Source organism: Cupriavidus sp. SS-3 (assembly GCF_035818815.1).
GTDB classification, from domain to species: Bacteria; Pseudomonadota; Gammaproteobacteria; order Burkholderiales; family Burkholderiaceae; genus Cupriavidus; species Cupriavidus taiwanensis_C.
The window spans coordinates 101,857-119,346 of sequence record NZ_JAYLVT010000022.1 but is presented as its reverse complement, the minus strand read 5'-3'; the positions used below and the strand labels follow the sequence as shown (position 1 = coordinate 119,346).

Annotated in this window: 17 protein-coding genes and 2 pseudogenes; 9 read left to right on the top strand and 10 right to left on the bottom strand. The window is 66.1% G+C overall.

The genetic code is table 11. From position 1 onward, the window contains the following. The 6 genes and pseudogenes from U9J39_RS25805 to U9J39_RS25780 form a co-directional block, all read left to right on the top strand. Positions 1-367: pseudogene (locus U9J39_RS25805) on the top strand (NAD(P)(+) transhydrogenase (Re/Si-specific) subunit alpha); the annotation flags it as partial. A 16-nt stretch (positions 368-383) separates the two neighbouring features. After that, positions 384-734 (top strand): NAD(P) transhydrogenase subunit alpha, encoded by a 351-nt coding sequence (locus U9J39_RS25800; protein ID WP_115700552.1) that lies wholly within the window; start codon positions 384-386, stop codon positions 732-734. Continuing rightward, positions 731-2,200: an NAD(P)(+) transhydrogenase (Re/Si-specific) subunit beta gene (locus tag U9J39_RS25795; RefSeq protein ID WP_326348489.1), complete on the top strand. Its 1,470-nt coding sequence runs from the start codon at positions 731-733 to the stop codon at positions 2,198-2,200. The genes U9J39_RS25800 and U9J39_RS25795 overlap by 4 nt, the downstream gene beginning before the upstream one ends. 36 nt (positions 2,201-2,236) lie before the next feature. Continuing rightward, entirely contained in the window at positions 2,237-3,022 is a 786-nt protein-coding gene (locus U9J39_RS25790) for an SDR family NAD(P)-dependent oxidoreductase (protein WP_116314412.1), read from the top strand. Between the two features lie 11 nt (positions 3,023-3,033). Then, positions 3,034-4,230 (top strand): acyl-CoA dehydrogenase family protein, encoded by a 1,197-nt coding sequence (locus tag U9J39_RS25785; RefSeq protein ID WP_326348488.1) that lies wholly within the window; start codon positions 3,034-3,036, stop codon positions 4,228-4,230. Then, positions 4,223-5,287, top strand: a complete 1,065-nt coding sequence (locus U9J39_RS25780; RefSeq protein WP_326348487.1) for a phosphotransferase — start codon at positions 4,223-4,225, stop codon at positions 5,285-5,287. The genes U9J39_RS25785 and U9J39_RS25780 overlap by 8 nt, the downstream gene beginning before the upstream one ends. A gap of 187 nt (positions 5,288-5,474) precedes the next feature. Here the strand turns inward: U9J39_RS25780 and U9J39_RS25775 are convergent, their stop codons facing one another. The 5 genes and pseudogenes from U9J39_RS25775 to U9J39_RS25755 form a co-directional block, all read right to left on the bottom strand. Next, positions 5,475-6,206: a hypothetical protein gene (locus U9J39_RS25775; protein ID WP_115713277.1), complete on the bottom strand. Its 732-nt coding sequence runs from the start codon at positions 6,204-6,206 to the stop codon at positions 5,475-5,477. A gap of 293 nt (positions 6,207-6,499) precedes the next feature. Beyond that, positions 6,500-6,883 (bottom strand): hypothetical protein, encoded by a 384-nt coding sequence (locus U9J39_RS25770; protein WP_116314407.1) that lies wholly within the window; start codon positions 6,881-6,883, stop codon positions 6,500-6,502. Positions 6,884-7,006: 123 nt separating this feature from the next. After that, positions 7,007-7,573 (bottom strand): Hsp20/alpha crystallin family protein, encoded by a 567-nt coding sequence (locus tag U9J39_RS25765; protein ID WP_115714242.1) that lies wholly within the window; start codon positions 7,571-7,573, stop codon positions 7,007-7,009. Positions 7,574-7,678: 105 nt separating this feature from the next. Beyond that, positions 7,679-7,756, bottom strand: a pseudogene (locus U9J39_RS25760) (Hsp20/alpha crystallin family protein); the annotation flags it as partial. A 260-nt stretch (positions 7,757-8,016) separates the two neighbouring features. Then, positions 8,017-8,883 (bottom strand): LysR family transcriptional regulator, encoded by an 867-nt coding sequence (locus U9J39_RS25755; protein WP_116314406.1) that lies wholly within the window; start codon positions 8,881-8,883, stop codon positions 8,017-8,019. A gap of 108 nt (positions 8,884-8,991) precedes the next feature. On the opposite strand from U9J39_RS25755, the gene U9J39_RS25750 reads away from it, so the two are divergent. From U9J39_RS25750 to U9J39_RS25740, 3 genes are all read left to right on the top strand, one after another. Continuing rightward, the gene (locus tag U9J39_RS25750; protein ID WP_115713279.1) at positions 8,992-10,305 is read left to right on the top strand and encodes a DUF3422 family protein; all 1,314 of its coding nucleotides are present in this window, start codon (positions 8,992-8,994) and stop codon (positions 10,303-10,305) included. A gap of 43 nt (positions 10,306-10,348) precedes the next feature. Beyond that, positions 10,349-10,534, top strand: a complete 186-nt coding sequence (locus U9J39_RS25745) for a hypothetical protein (protein WP_147299341.1) — start codon at positions 10,349-10,351, stop codon at positions 10,532-10,534. Between the two features lie 194 nt (positions 10,535-10,728). Further along, on the top strand, positions 10,729-11,655 hold the full coding sequence (locus U9J39_RS25740; protein WP_115713280.1) for a LysR family transcriptional regulator: 927 nt from the start codon (positions 10,729-10,731) through the stop codon (positions 11,653-11,655). Positions 11,656-11,697: 42 nt separating this feature from the next. Here U9J39_RS25740 and U9J39_RS25735 read toward each other — a convergent pair whose 3' ends face one another. The 5 genes from U9J39_RS25735 to U9J39_RS25715 form a co-directional block, all read right to left on the bottom strand. Continuing rightward, a complete protein-coding gene (locus U9J39_RS25735) occupies positions 11,698-12,678 on the bottom strand; it encodes a Bug family tripartite tricarboxylate transporter substrate binding protein (protein WP_116314405.1) in 981 nt (326 codons plus the stop codon). Positions 12,679-12,751: 73 nt separating this feature from the next. Continuing rightward, complete coding sequence (gene tcuB, locus U9J39_RS25730; protein ID WP_326348485.1) at positions 12,752-13,963, bottom strand: tricarballylate utilization 4Fe-4S protein TcuB; 1,212 nt, start codon at positions 13,961-13,963, stop codon at positions 12,752-12,754. After that, positions 13,947-15,377 (bottom strand): FAD-dependent tricarballylate dehydrogenase TcuA, encoded by a 1,431-nt coding sequence (gene tcuA, locus U9J39_RS25725; protein WP_326348484.1) that lies wholly within the window; start codon positions 15,375-15,377, stop codon positions 13,947-13,949. Before tcuA ends, tcuB begins: the two co-directional genes overlap by 17 nt. Positions 15,378-15,541: 164 nt before the next feature. Continuing rightward, on the bottom strand, positions 15,542-16,003 hold the full coding sequence (locus tag U9J39_RS25720) for a RidA family protein (protein ID WP_115682970.1): 462 nt from the start codon (positions 16,001-16,003) through the stop codon (positions 15,542-15,544). A gap of 34 nt (positions 16,004-16,037) precedes the next feature. Continuing rightward, complete coding sequence (locus U9J39_RS25715; RefSeq protein WP_115682971.1) at positions 16,038-17,486, bottom strand: aminotransferase class V-fold PLP-dependent enzyme; 1,449 nt, start codon at positions 17,484-17,486, stop codon at positions 16,038-16,040. Between the last annotated feature and the right edge of the window lie 4 nt (positions 17,487-17,490).

The window sequence follows — 17,490 nt, the reverse complement described above, 5'->3', positions numbered from 1 at the left end:
CCAGGCCGACATCGTCATCACCACCGCGCTGATCCCCGGGCGCAAGGCGCCGGTGCTGCTGCAGGAAGCGACCGTGCAGCAGATGAAGCCGGGCTCGGTGGTGGTCGACCTGGCCGCCGCGCAGGGCGGCAACTGCCCGCTGACGGTGGCCGACCAGGTGGCCAACCACAACGGCGTGATCCTGATCGGCCATACCAACCTGGCCAGCATGGTGGCGGCCGACGCCTCGGCGCTCTATGCCCGCAACGTGCTGGACTTCCTCAAGCTGGTCGTCGACAAGGACGGCGAGTTCACGCTCAACCTCGAAGACGACATCGTCGCCGCCTGCCTGATGACGGGACGCAAGCAAGCGGCGCTGGCCGGCTGATGCAAAGGAGACCTCAATGGAAATGGTTAGCCACACGGTGATCAACCTGATCATCTTTGTCCTGGCGATCTACGTGGGCTACCACGTGGTCTGGACCGTTACCCCCGCGCTGCATACGCCGTTGATGGCGGTGACCAATGCGATCTCGGCCATCATCATCGTTGGCGCCATGCTGGCCGCCGGCCTGACCGAGGGCTATGTTGGCCGCGCAATGGGCACGCTGGCGGTGGCGCTGGCGGCGGTCAATGTGTTCGGCGGCTTCCTGGTCACCCAGCGCATGCTGGAGATGTTCAGGAAGAAGGCACCCAAGGCGCAGGCTGAAGCAAAGGGGCAGCCTGGCGGCAAACTGTCGGAGGTAGCGCAATGAACGGCCTGTCGATGAATCTGGTGACGCTGTCTTACCTGGGCGCGTCGGTCTGCTTTATCCAGGCGCTCAAGGGGCTGTCACACCCGACCACCGCCCGGCGCGGCAACGGCTTCGGCATGGCCGGCATGGCGGTGGCGGCACTCACCACGGTGGCGCTGATCTTCAAGCTGAAGAGCGAGCTGCTGTCCGGCCGGGCGGATGCATCAGCGCCCGGCACCGGCCTGGCGCTGATACTGGCCGCGCTGGTGGTGGGCGGCGGCATCGGCGCCTACGTGGCCAGGAAAGTGCAGATGACCAAGATGCCCGAGCTGGTGGCGGCGATGCACTCGCTGATCGGCCTGGCGGCGGTGTTTATTTCGGTGGCGGCAGTGGCGGAGCCCGCCGCGTTCGGCATCACGGCTGCCGGTTCGCGTGATATCCCGCTCGGCAACCGGATCGAGCTGTTCATTGGCTGCTTTGTCGGCGCCATCACCTTCTCGGGCTCCGTGATCGCCTTCGGCAAGCTGGCCGGGCGCTACAAGTTCCGCCTGTTCCAGGGCGCGCCGGTGGTGTTCGCCGGCCAGCACTGGCTGAACCTGCTGCTCGCGGTGGCCATGGTCGGTTTCGGCATCGCCTTCTTCCTGACACAGGCGTGGGAGCCGTTCCTGGTGATGCTGGCAATTGCCTTCGTGCTGGGCGTGCTGATCATCATCCCGATCGGCGGCGCCGACATGCCGGTGGTGGTGTCGATGCTGAATTCGTACTCGGGCTGGGCCGCGGCGGGCATCGGCTTCTCGCTGAACAACCCGATGCTGATCATCGCCGGCTCGCTGGTGGGATCCAGCGGTGCCATCCTCTCGTACATCATGTGCAAGGCGATGAACCGCTCGTTCTTCAACGTGATCCTGGGCGGCTTCGGCAGCGACGCCACGTCCGCAAGCGGGCCGGCAGCGCAGGCCCAGCGCAACGTGAAGTCGGGCTCGGCCGACGACGCCGCCTTCCTGATGGGCAATGCGGAGACGGTCATCATTGTGCCTGGCTACGGTCTGGCGGTCGCGCGCGCCCAGCACGCGCTCAAGGAGCTGACCGAGGCCCTCACGGAAAAGGGTGTAACCGTGAAATACGCGATCCATCCGGTGGCTGGCCGCATGCCCGGCCACATGAACGTGCTGCTGGCCGAGGCAGAAGTGCCGTACGACCAGGTCTTCGAAATGGAAGACATCAACAGCGAGTTCGGCCAGGCCGACGTGGTGCTGGTGCTGGGCGCAAACGACGTGGTCAATCCGGCGGCCAAGACCGATCCCAAGTCGCCGATCGCCGGGATGCCGATCCTGGAGGCGTACAAGGCCAAGACCATCATCGTCAACAAGCGCTCGATGGCCGCCGGCTACGCCGGCCTGGACAACGAGCTGTTCTACATGGACAAGACCATGATGGTGTTCGGCGACGCCAAGAAGGTGGTCGAGGACATGCTCAAGGCCGCCTGAGCCGCAGCATTCGCAGCAATACAGAGGAGACAAGCAATGAACCAGCAAGGACGCGAGCTCGGCCTGTTTGCCGATCTGGACGGCAAGGTAGCGCTGGTAACCGGGGCCTTTGGCGGTTTGGGCCTGCACTTTGCGCAGACGCTGGCGCGCGCAGGCTGCAAGGTGGCACTGGCTGGCCGGCGCGTGGCCGAAGGCGAGGCCGTGCTGGCCGACCTGCGCAGGCAGGGCGGGCAAGGCTGCGTGGTGCCGCTCGACGTCAGGGATCCGGCATCGGTCGGTGCCGCGTTCGAGGCGGCGCACCGGCAGCTCGGACCGGTCCAGGTAGTCGTCAACAGCGCCGGCATCGCCACCACCGGGCCGGCCATGGAGGTAGAGGAGGGCGCCTGGCAAAGCGTGATCGACACCAACCTGAACGGCGCCTGGCGCGTGGCGCAGTGCGCGGCGCGGATGATGCGCGCAGCCGGCGGCGGCAGCATCGTCAATATCGCGTCGATCCTCGGCCTGCGCGTGGCGCAACAGGTGCCCGCATACACCGCCGCGAAGGCAGGCCTGATCCACCTGACGCGCTCGCTGGCGCTGGAATGGGCGCGTTACGGCATCCGCGTCAACGCGCTGGCGCCGGGCTACTTCGAGACCGACATCAACCGCAGCTTCTTCGAGAGCGACAGCGGCCGGGCCATGATCGCGCGCATTCCGCAGCGCCGGCTCGGCCAGCCCGGCCAGCTCGACGGCGCGCTGCTGTTGCTGGCCTCGGATGCGTCCGACTACATGACAGGCACGGTCCTGCCGGTTGACGGCGGCCACTCCATCAACTCGCTCTGAGACACATACCCATGTTCACTCCCTGTCCGACCGAACGCAGCCGGGCCATCGCCGATCGCGTCGAGTCCTTTGTGCGCAAAGTCGTCGCGCCCTACGAGCGCGACCCCCGTTACGGTGCCCATGGCCCGTCGACGGACCTGGTCGACGAACTGCGCGCCAAGGCGCGCGAGGCGGGCGTCATGACGCCGCACATCCTCGATGATGGCAGCCACCTGACGCAGCTGGAGACCGCAGCCGTGCTCAAGCGCTCCGGGCTGTCGCCGCTGGGCCCTGTGGCCGTCAATACCATGGCCCCCGACGAGGGCAATATGTTCCTGCTCGGCAAGGTCGCCACCCCGGAACAGAAGCGGCGCTTCCTCGACCAGCTTGTCAGTGGCGCAGCCCGCTCGGCCTTCTTCATGACCGAGCCTGCCGAGGATGGCGGCGCCGGCTCGGATCCGTCAATGCTGCAGACCACCGCGGTGAAGCAGGGCGACGAGTGGGTCATCAACGGGCGCAAGATGTTCATCACTGGCGCGGAAGGGGCTTCGGTCGGCATTGTGATGGCGCGCACGGGCGAGGACGGCAAGGTGCAGTCCACCATGTTCCTGGTGGACCTGCCCGATCCCGCCATTCGGATCGAGCGTGTGCTGGACACCATCGACAACTCGATGCCCGGCGGGCACGCCCTGATCGTCATCGACAACCTGCGGGTCCCGGCCAGCCAGGTGCTTGGCGAAATCAACGAAGGCTTCCGCTATGCCCAGGTCAGGTTGTCGCCAGCCCGCCTGTCGCATTGCATGCGCTGGCACGGCTGCGCCACGCGTGCGCATGAGATCGCCACGGCCTACGCGACCACGCGCAAGGCATTTGGCAAGCTGCTGATCGACCATGAAGGCGTAGGATTCATGCTGGCCGAGAACCTGATCGACCTGCAGCAGGCGGCATTGATGATCGACTGGTGCGCCGGCGTGCTCGATGGCGGTGCCGTGGGGACCAACGAGAGCTCGATGACCAAGGTGGCGGTGTCCGAGGCGGTGTTCCGCGTGGCCGACCGTTGCGTGCAGATCATGGGCGGCTCGGGGGTCTCGCGCGATTCCATCGTCGAGCAGGTGTTCCGTGAAGTCCGCGCCTTCCGCATCTACGACGGCCCCACCGAGGTACACAAATGGTCGCTGGCAAAGATGATCAAGCGCAAGACCCTGAGCGGGGAGGCGAGCCATGGCTAGCGCGCAAGCCTTCGCCGGCACAGGGCCGGTGCGCGACCAGCATCGCTTCGACCAGGCTGCGCTGGAGCGCTGGATGGCGCGTAACGTGGCGGGATACGCCGGACCGCTGACGATCGACCAGTTCAAGGGCGGGCAGTCCAATCCTACCTATCGCCTGCGTACGCCCGGGCGCAGCTATGTGCTGCGACGCAAGCCACCCGGCGAGCTGGTCAGAGGCGCCCACGCCGTGGAACGCGAAGCCAGGGTGATGGCGGCGCTGGGCCAGGCGGGCTTTCCGGTACCCCGGATCCACGGGCTCTGCACCGACGACGCGGTGATCGGCAGTTGGTTCTTCGTCATGGATCTCGTCGAGGGCCGGATCTTCTGGGATGCCGGTTTTTCCGATGTGGCGCCGGGCGAGCGTGCGGCCTACATGGACGCCATGAATGCCACGCTGGCCAGCCTCCACACCATCGATCCGGCTGCCGTCGGCCTGGGCGACTACGGCAAGCCTGGCGGCTACGTCGCCCGTCAGGTCACGCGCTGGTCGGAGCAGTACCGCAGCGACGAGCTGGCCGGCCGGCATCCTGCGATGGACCAACTGGTCGACTGGTTGCCCCGGCATCTGCCCGCCGCCGATGAGGTTGCCATCACCCACGGCGATTTCCGCGCCGACAACCTGATCTTCCATCCCACTGAGCCGCGGGTGCTGGCGGTGCTGGACTGGGAACTGTCGACGCTGGGCGATCCGCTTGCCGACTTTGCCTATCACGCCATGATGTTCCGCATGCCGCCCGATATCCTGGGCGGCATCGCGGGGCGGGACCTGGCGGCAGCGGGATTGCCCGACGAGGCCGCCTATGTCGAAGCCTACTGCCGCCGCACCGGACGCCAGGGCATTGGCAACCTGGATTTCTACATCGCTTTCAACATGTTCCGCTTCGCAGCGATTCTCCATGGCATCAAGGCCCGCGCCGCACGCGGCACGGCGTCCAGCGCCGACGCGCGTGCCATGGGCGAGCGCTTCGCGCGGGTGGCTGATCTTGCTTGGATACAGGCGCAGCGCGTTATGGCTTGAGCAGGCGGCGTGAGGGCCTATGGTGGCTGCCGAACTGCTGGCAGCCATCTCCGAAATCAACTTTATTTGACATAACACTTATTATGCGAAACGTAGGTGTAGCAGCTAAGCGGTAATGTCCGGTTTCAGCAAAGTTGAAATGTCCGCCCAAGGCGCTGCCCATGATATTCAGCCAGCCGGCGTCGGCTCACCACACCAGCCAGAGTCCCACGCCCAGCAGGAGCGCATGCGCGCCTAGCGCGACGTATAGCGGTTCGCTCGAGGGCGCCGCTATGTCCTGCAATGTCTTGCTGATACAGCGCGTGAGCATGGCGCGTAGCGCAGGATCCTTCACTGCGCCTTTGTCGCCCGCTGGCGGTTCGCTCGCCGCTGCGCGGCACGATTGCAATTCGGCGAGCATGTCGCTGATTGGCAGGCGGTTCAGCACGAAGGCGATCGCCGAGCGCACCGCCCGACCTTCGCCCAATACCGGCGCCAATTGCTTGCTCAAGGCGTCGACCGACAGCCAGTCTGCCGTGCGCTCCAGCGTCCCGTGCGTATGTGGCATGGCTTCGATGCGGTCCGCGAATGCAGACGCCAGGCGCTGCGTCAGGACGTCGCCGTGCGCCTCCACAAGGTGTTGCATGGCGCGTGCGCGCCCGTGTGCCACGCCCAGCACCGCGTAGACGCCCACGAACAACAGCAGCAGGACGGCTACCAACCACGGCGCAGACGTGGCCAGCGCGAAGCTGGCGCCCGCGCCGCCGGAATCCACCGCCGTGTTGCCCGGCCCCAGGAACTGGCTCAAGTAGAAGAAAAATGCGCCGCCGCCCAGCGCCATGCCGAGCAGGCCGCCGTTGATGACCGCACGGGCGAAAATCAGCCCGGCCCTGGTGCCGGTGCTAATGAGCGATGGTTGCCCGGTTGATTCTGAGGACATAGAAAATGCGGGGTTGTGAACTTGCAGGGAAGAAGGATACCGGCTCCGGGCTTCCGCCACCTGGCCAGCCCCTTGACGCATGCGTGCTGAAACGTGTCCTCGTGGCCGGCGCGGTCGCCCGCGGCGATCCCGTCCAACCGAAAGGCGGCCGCGTCATGCACGCAGCGCTTGCCCGCCGGTATGGCGCGGCACTGCCGATGCTTCAAAAACCCAGGGAAACAATGCGCCGACTGGTGACGGTGGCCGGAATGCTGGCGCCTTGCTGGGCGCGATATTGGCATGCTTCGGGAGCCTTACTGTATCGAAGGCACGACGCCCAGTTTTTCCGCCAGCATTCGCTCATAGACGCCAAAGTGCTTGTCAACGTCTGCCTGGCTGACAACCACTATTTCCATAGAGACCTGGCCGACCTTCAGCCCAAGCATCGTGGCCAACGCCAGCTCCAGGTGCGGGGCTGCTTCGCGGTCTTTGGCAAACGTCGTGCCGACGCTGACCGTGTAGGCCCTCTCGCCTTCACTGCTTACCTCGACCAGCCTTGCCGCCGCGCTGAGGTTGCTCTCAATGGCGATCCTGGCGAGTTCCGCCACACGCCGCGTCCTTTCGGTGGGGAACCCGCGCGCGCATCTCAGCCGCAGCCGATGCTTGCCCAGGGTTAGCCATTCGGAATCAAACTCCATCGAAGCCTCCTTTTGCCAAAGATGCGTACAGACCCTGGGGCCGGGGCATGCCAGAACCCGCTTCCGTTTGGCTGCTACGGTAGCGAGAAGCCGGCTGCCACCCGGCCCACTCTTCTATCCGGCTCACTTCACGTCGATTCGCCGGACCGCAGCCTGCGGCGAGCCCGACTTGGGCAAGCGCACTGTCAAAAGGCCGCGTTCGAAGCGCGCATCGACGTGGTCCAGGTCGAGGCCATCCGGTAACGGGATGCTGCGCATGAATGCCCCATATGCGCGCTCCAGGCGGTAACAGCCGTTTTCTTCGCTGCAAACATCCTGTCGCTTCTCTCCGCGCAGCACCAGCGCCCCATCTTCGATGGTGGTCTTCACGTCCTCACGCTCCATGCCCGGCAGCTCGGCCGTGATCCGCAATGCCGCGCCATCGTCGACCACGTCGATCCTCGGCTGGAAGCGGGAAGAACTGAAGTCGCCGAACCACCGGTCCAGACCGCTGAAGCCGGCGAACGGTTCATGCAGGAACTCCCCCATCGCACGCCATGGTTCGCCGGAGAACAGCCGCGAAACGTCCGGCCATTCGGAGGCCCTGTGCCGGGGCACAGGAACGTTCGACGGCTCGTCACTGGATGGCTTCTCCGCCGCCGGTCTCCGCAGGAACTTGAAGGGATTCCACTTGCCCAGATCCGTCTTCATCTCGTCCTCCATTCACGCAATGAAAAATACCTGGCCCCTCCGGCAAGAGGCACGTCGGCAGCGCGCAGGTTGGCCGAGCCGACGCACCAGCGACTGCTCCTCGCGCTATTGCACCGTAATCGCCCGTGGCTTCGAGGCTTCCTGCTTGCCAACACTGACAGACAGGCAGCCGTTGGCATAGCGCGAGTCGAGTTCGTTGAACAGGTCGGTTCCGAAGAATAGATCACTCATGGTCGTATCCTCCTGCGATGCAGCAAGGAGGCGAAGGGGCGACGCGCTACCATTCACCTGCCAAGCTGCCGGCAAACAAATAGAAACACGCAGCGCGCAACGTCGCGACTGCCTGAGCGAAAAATAAAATAGTACGGCGCCGCGAAATTTCAAGAGGGATTGCGTTGCACTCCGCCGTAGAGCGACGTGTGATCTTTAGTGCTTTTTTGACGCTAGGCCTGCCCCGCCCCCGCCCGCAAGTCCGTCATGATCTGCTCGGCAAGGAACTCGCAGGGCGGCCGCTTCGACTTCGCGCTGCGGGCCAGGATAAGCTCGAGCGGCGGCAGGTCAGGCAGGCCCTGGGCCTGGCCCAGCACGGTCAGTTGCGGCGGGATCGCGCAGCGGGCCAGCGCGGCCACGGCCAGGCCGGCCTCGACCATGCTGAGCAGGCCCAGCAGGCTCGGGCTCTCGTACGAGGTCCGATGCGCGATCCGCGCGCGATCGAGGCTGCGTATCGCGTTCTCGCGCGCCACGCTGCCGGGCATGAACACGGCGATGGGCAGTGGCCGGTCCTCCCACACTTGCGGCCCGTTGGACATGGCGGCCCATGCCATCGGCTCATGGCGGATGAAGTCGCCGGACAAGCCCTTCACGCGCGTGCCGCAGACCAGGTCGACGGTGCCGTCCTTGACCAGTGGCGCGAGCGCGCTGCTGGGCAGGCCGACCACCTGGATCTCTACCTTCGGGTACGTGGTCGAGAATTTCTTCAGCACCGATGGCAGCAGCGACGACGCGTAATCGTCGGGCACGCCGATCGCCACCTTGCCCGTCACCTCCGGCCGCACCACCGCCGCCCAGGCTTCGTCTCGCAGCGCCAGCATGCGGCGGGCGAAGCCCAGCAGCACCTCGCCCTCGTGCGTCAGCACAATGCTGCGCGGCCGCCGCACGAACAGCGGGCGGCCCAGTGCTTCCTCGAGTGCCTTGATTTGCATGCTGACCGCGGATTGCGAACGGTTCACCGCCTCCGCGGCCCGCGTCATATTGCCGGTCTCGGCGACGGCGATCACCGTGGCCAGCACATCGTGGTCGAGCGTCTTCATTGGTATCAGGAAAACTGAACGTAACAATCAATATTATGCGTTTTTCTTGTTGAAAACGGCGTGCGATATTCGGCAACAGCAAACAGGATTCCGCCCTCCCCTCCGAGCATGGACAACCCAGCCGCTTCCCTCCTCGTCGACCACCCGCTGCGTGCCTCCCTGGTCGCCGAATTGCACGCCCGGCCCTTTCTTCGGCTCAGCGGCAGCGTTTCACTGACCCACTACGCCATTTACTCGGACGAGGATCCCGCCATCCATGAATATCTGGTGCGCACCTTGTGCGAACAGACCGGCATGGCGCTGCCTGCGGACGGGGTCACGCACTACGCCGTGCAATCCCCGTTCGGCTGGCATCTGAAATGGGAGCGCCACACCGAGTTCTCCACCTTCACCTTCGTCAGTCCGCGCGACGACACCGATTACTTCAACGACCTCGCCATCGATGGTGTTCCGGCAGACTGGCTGAGTCTGCTGGCCGGCAAGCGCTTCCATGCGGTGCGGATGGAGTTGCTGTCGGGACAGGCGGCGGGCGCTGTCAGCGCGAAGCTGCGCGAATGGCTCGACGGGCCGGTTCTGGTCGGCAGCGATGTCCTGGGCAGCGGCAAGGTCTACTGCGACTGGAACGTGCGGGCCGATGGCTATATGCGCATCCTGGCGATCGACGAGGACTTCCGCGAGGAACAGGGCGGCAGGCTGCTGCAACGGCTCTACGAGATCGAGACCTATCGCATGATGGCGTTGCTGGCGTTGCCGGTCGCTCGCCGCCTGGGGCGGGAGCTCGACGACATCCACGCATCGCTGCAGGAACTGATGCGCGCCATGGACGCGCGCCGCGCCGGCGACGACGATGCCGAACTGCTGGATCGGCTTACCGAACTGGCCGTGCGCGTGGAATCGCTGTCGGGGCACAGCGGGCGCTTCAGCGCATCGCGCGCCTATGAGCGCATCGTGCTGGCGCGCATCCATGAGTTGCGGGAACAGCGCATCGAAGGCATGCCTACCATCTCCGAATTCATGGAGCGGCGTTTCGGTCCCGCCATGGAGACCTGCCGCAGCGTCTGGTCGCGCCACGAACAGATCGCGGCACGGGTGGCGCGCGCGGTCGACCTGCTGCGCACCCGCGTCAACCTGGCGCAGGAGCGGGATGTCACCAGGCTGCTGGCCGGACTGGAACGCACCGCGCGCAACCAGTTGCATCTGCAGCATGCGGTCGAGGGGCTGTCGGTCGCCGCGATCTCGTATTACGTGTTGTCCATCGCGGCAGCCGGATTGAAGGCATTGCATGTCATCAAACTGCCGGTGGATCCCGAACTGGCAGAAGGCCTGTTGATCCTGCCGGTGGTGCTGATGGTGTTCGGCGTCATCAAGCGCAGCCGGACCCAGAAAACCCACGATGGCGCTGTCCACGCAGGCCAGGCCTGAACCATCATCGACCTCAAGTGCTTACCATCGAGAAAAATCGCCCATGAACGCCGTCACGAGCATCGACCCGTCTCTTGCATCTTTGCTTCGAGCTGTCCGCCAGGCGCCGCAGCCTGGCTCGCATCGGGTGATCCGGGCCGGCAGGCAAAAGACCCCCACGGAAGTGCTGACCGACAACTCGAACGACCGGCCGGACGTCGCAACGATCGCGGTACTGGGCTACAACTGAAGCAAAAATGCCCGCCGGGATCCCGGGCGGGCCGGTACCCTGCTTCAAAACTCGCCCGGACAGTTCTGTTCCCTGCTCCCATCCGCGCAGGACCCTGCCAGGTGCTACCATTCGGCGGCATGCCGCACGCAACCACGGCCAGCCAATGGTCCGTCGCCGCGGCGCTCGCATAGTGCGATGCCACCGAATACTCCATGGAACTGCGTCAACTCCGCTATTTCGCCAAGGTCTGCGAACTTGGCAGCTTCGGCAAGGCAGCGCTCGAACTGGAGCTCGCCACCTCCGCGCTCAGCCAGCAGATCAGCCGGCTCGAGCGCGAACTGTCCACGCGCCTGCTGCAGCGCCAGTCCACCGGCGTGGTGCCGACCGACGCCGGGCTGGCCTTCCTGCGGCAGGCCCAGCTGACGCTGCGCCACGCCGATGATGCGGTTCGGGCCGCGCAGCAGGCGCGGCTGTCCGGCCATGTCAGCATCGGCCTGGCTTCGACTACCGCCGCGGTGCTGGGCGTGCCGCTGCTGCGTGCCATGGCTGCGCGCTATCCCGACGTGCGCGTCCACGTGGTCGAGGCCTTGTCCGGGCACCTGAGCGAGATGCTCAATGCGCGCCGGCTGGACCTGGCCATTGTGTTCCGCACCGAGACCGCGCGCCGCTGGAGCGTGACGCCGCTGCTCGACGAGAAGCTTTATGTGCTTGGGGCTTCGGGCCTGCCAGGCCTGCCGAAGGGTCAGCGCGCCCGGCTCGCCCAGTTGGGCGAACTGCCGCTGATCCTGCCGAGCGCTACCCACGGCCTGCGCGCCCTGCTCGATGCTGCCTTTGCGCGCGTGCGCGTGACGCCAAACGTGGTGGCGGAGATCGACGGCCTGTCGCTGCTGATGGATGCGGTGCGCGCCGGCTTTGGCGCCACCATCCAGCCGGGCGCAGCGACCGCGCGCCTCAATGATCCGACGCTGGTCCGCTCGCTGGTGGTCGACGCCCAGGTCGGGCGGCACAACCTGCTGGCGAGCCTTTCCGATGATGAGCTGTCGCCTGCGGCACTGGCGGCACGGGTGGTGCTGGCCGATACCGCGCGCAGCCTGGTGCGCGAGGGCGCGTGGTTCGGCGCCACGCTGCACAAGGATTGAGGCCGCGACGGCGGCGCTGCCGTCCCGGCCTGATCGCCGGCCTCAATCGACCGTGATCTTCCGCTCCCTGACGATCGCGCCCCACTTGGCGCTTTCCTTCTTCATGAAGGCGAGCAGTTCCGGCCGCGTGGTCGGCTGCGGGGTCAGGCCATGCTTGGTCAGGGCATCCTTCACGCCGGCGTCGTTCAGCACCTTGACGATCTCCTGGTTCCAGCGATCGAGGACTGGGGCCGGCGTCTTGCCCGGAGCCACGAAGGCATACCAGTTCAACGCCTCGAAACCGGGATAGCCGGATTCAGCTACCGTGGGCACGTTTGGCAGATACGCCGGCCGCACCGGGCCGGTGGTGGCCAGCGGCACCAGCTTGCCGGCCTCGACCTGCGGCATTGCGGTCGGCGGTGCCGCGAAGTACGAGGTCACACGCTGGCCAAGCAGGTCCTGCAGCGCCGGTGCCCCGCCCTTGTAGGGGATATGGACCATCTCGATGCCGGCGCGCTGGTTGAACAGTTCACCGGCAAGGTGGGAGGCGGAGCCGGCACCGGTCGACGCGTAGTCCACCGCTCCAGGCTTCTTCTTTGCCAGCGCGACCAGTTCGGCCAGGTTGTTCACCCCGGCGCCCTTGTGCACCACCAGCACATTGGGAAAGTTCACGCCGCCCGAGACCGGAGCCAGATCCTTGAACGGATCGTAAGGCAGCTTCATCAGGTGCGGCGCGATGGTCAGCGGGCCGATCGAGCCGAACAGCAGCATGCTGCCATCGGCCGGACCGCGCGCCACCAGTTGATGGGCAATATTGCCGCCGGCACCGCCGCGGTTGTCGACGACGACCGGCTGGCCCAGGTTGTCCGCCAGTTTCTTGGCGATCAGCCGCGCGGCCGCATCGGCGGCGCCGCCGGCGGCGAAGCCAACCACCAGCGTGACCGGCTTGCCGCCGGCGATAGGTTGCGCTTGCGCAGAGCCCGATGAGAAGGAAAAGCAGAGCGCGGCCAGCAAGGGTGCGCGCAGGATCAGTCGACGGTCCATTGAATCGGTCTCCGTATTGTCGTTCTGGAAAGGGTCTATGGAAGGGCGTGGGGATTGGCCAAGCCTCGGCCGCTCAGTCCGCCCCGAGCCCGACCGGGTTCGGCCGGCGCTTTTCCACTGCATGGCGCAGCAGCGCGGCACTGCGGAACACACCGTGCGCAAACTTGCCGTAGGGCATGGTGGCGAACAGCGCCATCACCGCGCCCAGGTGCAGGCACAAGAGCATGGCCAGCGCCGGCGTGCCGCGGCCCAGCCACAGCGCCAGGCCGCTGGTGGCGGTCAGGAACAGCAAGGCGATGAAGCCCAGGTCCATCGGCCGCTGGCCGTGAGCGAGGTGCAGGCGGTGACGTTGCAGGTTGAGCCAGCCGAGCCCCGCGGTGCCGATCGCGAGACTGGCGCCGCCGAGGGCACCGAGCACCTTGGGCAGGCTCGGCAACTCGTATGGCGCATGCCAGCCGAGCGCATAGTGATAGATCGTCGCCACGGCGGTGGCGGCAAAGCACAGCACGAAGCCATAGAACGTCAGGTGATGGAAACGCCGGCGCGACAGCGTGAAGGCGTCGTCGGCATTGTTGCAGCCGGCACCGTGGCCGCCGTCGAGGTATTTCAACCGCAGCACCGCGGCTCCCGCCTCTGCCGCCGCCGGTGCGCTCACTGGCGCGCCGCTGGTCGCCGGGGTGACTTCGCGCCAGAACCTGCGCACGCCCATCGCCAGCGCAAGCACGACGAAGCCGAACACTGGTGCAAACATCGACACCAGCAGGTTGTGCGGGAACAGCGCGTAGAAATTGCCGCTGGCGGGACCGCCCCACAGCGTACCGTTGAGCGCCACGGCCAGCAGCAGGAACAGGGTCAGCGCGAGCGCCAGGGCCAGCGACACGGTCAGGCCATTGCGCCGGTACAGCTTGCCCAGCACTGGCGGCCAGGCATAGTCCTGGTAGGTCTGGCCCCGGACCTCGGCCATCGCCACCGGCACATTGACGGCGAACTCGTGCGGCGGCGCGTACTGGCAGGCGTGCAGGCAGGCCCCGCAGTTGTGGCACAGGTTGGCCATATAGTGCACGTCGGCGCGGCCAAACTCGAGCCGCCGCGTCATGGCGGGAAACACCGCGCAGAAGCCTTCGCAATAGCGGCAGGCATTGCAGATCTGCAGGATGCGCGCGACTTCACCCTCGGCAGCGGTCAGCGGCAAGACGGGATGGATCGGAATCACGCGTCGCTCCGCCCCGCCCACGCCTTGTGCGTCGGCACGAGCCTGATCGACCAGCTCAGCTAGCGATGGCATTGGACTGCTCCATGTCGAAATCGGGATGTTCGAAGCCGCAGGCACGCGCGGCGCCCACGCCGGCGATGCGGCCGAAGGCGGTGCCGATCGCCATGCCGACGCCGGCGGTATAGCCCTTGCCCAGCACGTTGCCGGCCATCATTTCGCCGGCGACGAACAGGTTCGGGCTGGGCCTGCCATTGAAGTGGACCTGAGCGTTCTCGTTGACCTTGAGGCCCAGGTAAGTGAAGGTCACGCCGGGACGCAGCGCGTAGCCGATGTAGGGCGGCGTGTCGAGCGGCCGCGCCCAGTGCGTCTTGGCCGGCGCGATGCCCGCGGTGGCGCAGTCGTCCAGCACCGTGTGATCGAAGGTGCCGGGCCGGCAGGCGGCGTTGAAGGCTTCGACGGTCCGCACGAAGCTGGCTTCCGGCACGCCGAGCTTGCGCGCCAGTTCGCCGAGCGTATTGGCGCTGGTGCCAGGGAACACCGGCGGCATGAAGCGGCCGATAGCCTTCTGGTCGATGATCGAGTAACCGATCTGGCCGGGCTGCTGCGCGACCAGCCGCCCCCAGATGGCGTAGCGCTTGGGCCAGAAGTCCTCGCCCTCGTCGTAGAAGCGCTCGCCGTCGCGATTGACGACCACGCCGAGCGAGACACAGTCGATCCGCGTGCAGATGCCGCCGTCATAGAGCGGAGCACGCGCGTCGATCGCCACCATATGCGCCTGAGTCGGATCGCCGATCGCGTCGGCGCCCGCGTCGATCATATGGCGCAGCAGCACGCCCTGGTTGAAGCGCGTGCCCCGGATCAGGAAGTTGTCCGACGGCCACTCGCCGCGTTCGTTCTGGCCCCAGGCTTCGCGCAGCCAGTCCCGGTTCGACTCGAAACCGCCGGCGGCCAGCACGCAGGTGCTGGCCTGGATGCGTTCGCCCGCAGCGGTCACGGCCGCGACGAAACGGTCGCCGTCGCGCTCGATCGCAACCACCTGCGTGTCGTAGCGGATCTCGACACCAAGCGCCTCGGCACTGCGGAAATAGGCGTTGACGAGCGCCTTGCCGCCGCCCATGAAGAAGGCATTGGTGCGCGCCACATGCAGCGCGCCAGACAGCGGCGGCTGGAAATGGACGCCGTGCCGGCGCATCCAGGCCCGGCAGCGCGACGACGCTCGGATCGTCATGCGCGCCAGATGCTCGTTGGTGATGCCACCGGTCACCTTCAGCAGGTCCTGCCAGTACTCCTCTTCCGGATAAGCATCGACCAGCACATCCTGCGGCGCTTCATGCATGCAGCGCAAGTTGCGGGTGTGCTGCGAATTGCCCCCGCGCCATTCGCGCGGCGAGCCCTCCAGCAGCAGCACCGAGGCACCCGCCTCGCGCGCCATCAACGCGGCGCACAGCGCGGCATTGCCGCCGCCGATCACCAGCACATCTTTCATGGGGGAATCTCCTTGTGGGCTCGACTGTAAGCAGGGCCCGAAGGAGACGAAAGATGGTGGTGGTTAAGGCGTGTTCAGTTTTTGTGAAGGGTGGCGGCGACCGAATGCCAACAGCGGGGACGGCCGAAACCGTACCCCGCTGCCCTCTTCCTGCCGTAACACCCTCAGGGCTTGACCGCGATCGCTCCGATCTCCACGGCAACGTCGCGCGGCAGGCGCGCGACCTGGACCGTCGCCCGTGCCGGCGCGACGCCGGTGAAGTAGGTCCCGTAGACCTCGTTCATCTTGCCGAAGTCGTTCAGGTCCTTCATGTAGACGGTGGTGGAAACCACGTCGGCCATGGTCATGCCGTCGGCCGCGAGTACCGCCTTCAGGTTGTCGAGCACCAGCCGGGTCTGGGCTTCGATGGGGGCGTCCTTGAGCAACTCGCCTGTCTTGGGGTGGATCGGGATCTGGCCGGCAAGATACAGCACGTTGCCGGCGCGGATGGCCTGGGAGTATGGACCGATGGCCTTGGGGGCGTCGGCCGACGCGACCGCGCGCAGCGTGCCGCCGTGCTGGGCGCAGGCCGACAGCGAGGCCACGCCGCAAAGGGCCGCGGCAATCAGGGTGACAGATCGTTTCATGGGCTTGGCTCTTGTCGTGTTGAACGGGACCGGGTTACGCCATGGCGCCGGACAGGGTCCACATCGATTCCACCAGCCGGTCGATGTCGTTCGCGTCGTGCCACAGGTGCGTGGAAATGCGGATGCCATAGTGCTGGGCCGGCGCGCCGATGACCTCGAAGTTCACCGAGCGGATCACGAAGCCCGGGGCGAAGTCGCTCAGCATGCGGTTCACGAACGTCGTGGCCTTCTGCTGGTTCATGGCATCGTCGCGATTGCGGAACGGATTGAAGCAGGTCAGCGCGGACAGCAGCTTCGGATCGTCCTTGGGCGAATACAGCGACTCGACGCCCCAGCGCTCGACGATTTTTTCCTTCAGGTACGACGACAGCGTCAGGTCGTAGGTCTCGATCTTCTTCCGGCCGATGGTGTCCCACATCTCGCAGGCGCGCGCCAGTGCGCGGAACATCGGCACGTGCAGGCTGCCGCAGGACGTCACCGTGGCGGCGATGTCATAGGCGCCGCGCGGCTGCCTGACGTAGGAGCTGGTATGGATCGGATACCACTCCGGCAGCGGCAGCGGATTGGACGGGCGCATCTTGTTGCGGATCACCAGGATGCCGGTGGAACCCGGTCCGCATTGCCACTTGTGGCCGGCGCCGGACATGAAGTCCATGCCCAGCGCGCCGTAGTCGTACGCCATCATGCCAGGCAGGTGGGCACCGTCGACGATGCTGATCAGGCTGTGGGCCTTCACCACCTGCATCAGGTCGGCGATCGGCAGCATGGTGCCGGTCTTGTAGGTGGGCGACGACCACATCATCGCGCGTACCCGCTTGCCCTGCCCCTTCAGCGCGCGGATGCGCTCGTCGAACAGCTGGACGTAAGTGCTGGCGGTCTGGTTGTTGCCGACCGGCAGCGCAATGGTCGAGACCTCGATGCCGTAGCGGTCGACCGCGATATTGAGCGGAGTCAGGCCGCCGCCATGTTCGTGGTTGGTGGTGACCACCACGTCGCCCGGCTCCCACTTGATGCCGAGGATCGCATGGCACATGCCCGACGAGGTATTGCCGGAGAATGCCACTTCATCGCCATCGACGCCGAAGCCCTTGGCCACTGCGGCGCGCAGGTCGGCCAGGTTGCCGTAGCCGCTCGATGAATCGGCGGCCTTGGCGAGGTTTTCCTGGCCGAAGACATCGAGCACTACCTTGGGCATCGAGCCGCCGGTGCCGATGTTCATGTAGACCTTCTCGGGCTTGAGCACGAACATGCCCTGCACTTCATTCCAGAAGGCCTCGTCCTGCGCCAGCTGCGAGCGCAGGTCGGACGATGCCGCCGAGGCGTCGTCCGAGCAGGCGCTGATCAGCGGCGCCAGCGCCAGCGAGCCGGCGCCGTAGGCCAGCATGCGCAGGAATTCGCGCCGCTTGGGTGTCCACGTCGCCAGCGCTTCCGGATGCGGTGGCGTTGCGACAGCCGTTATCTGCTTTTGCTTCAGCTCGTCCATGGTG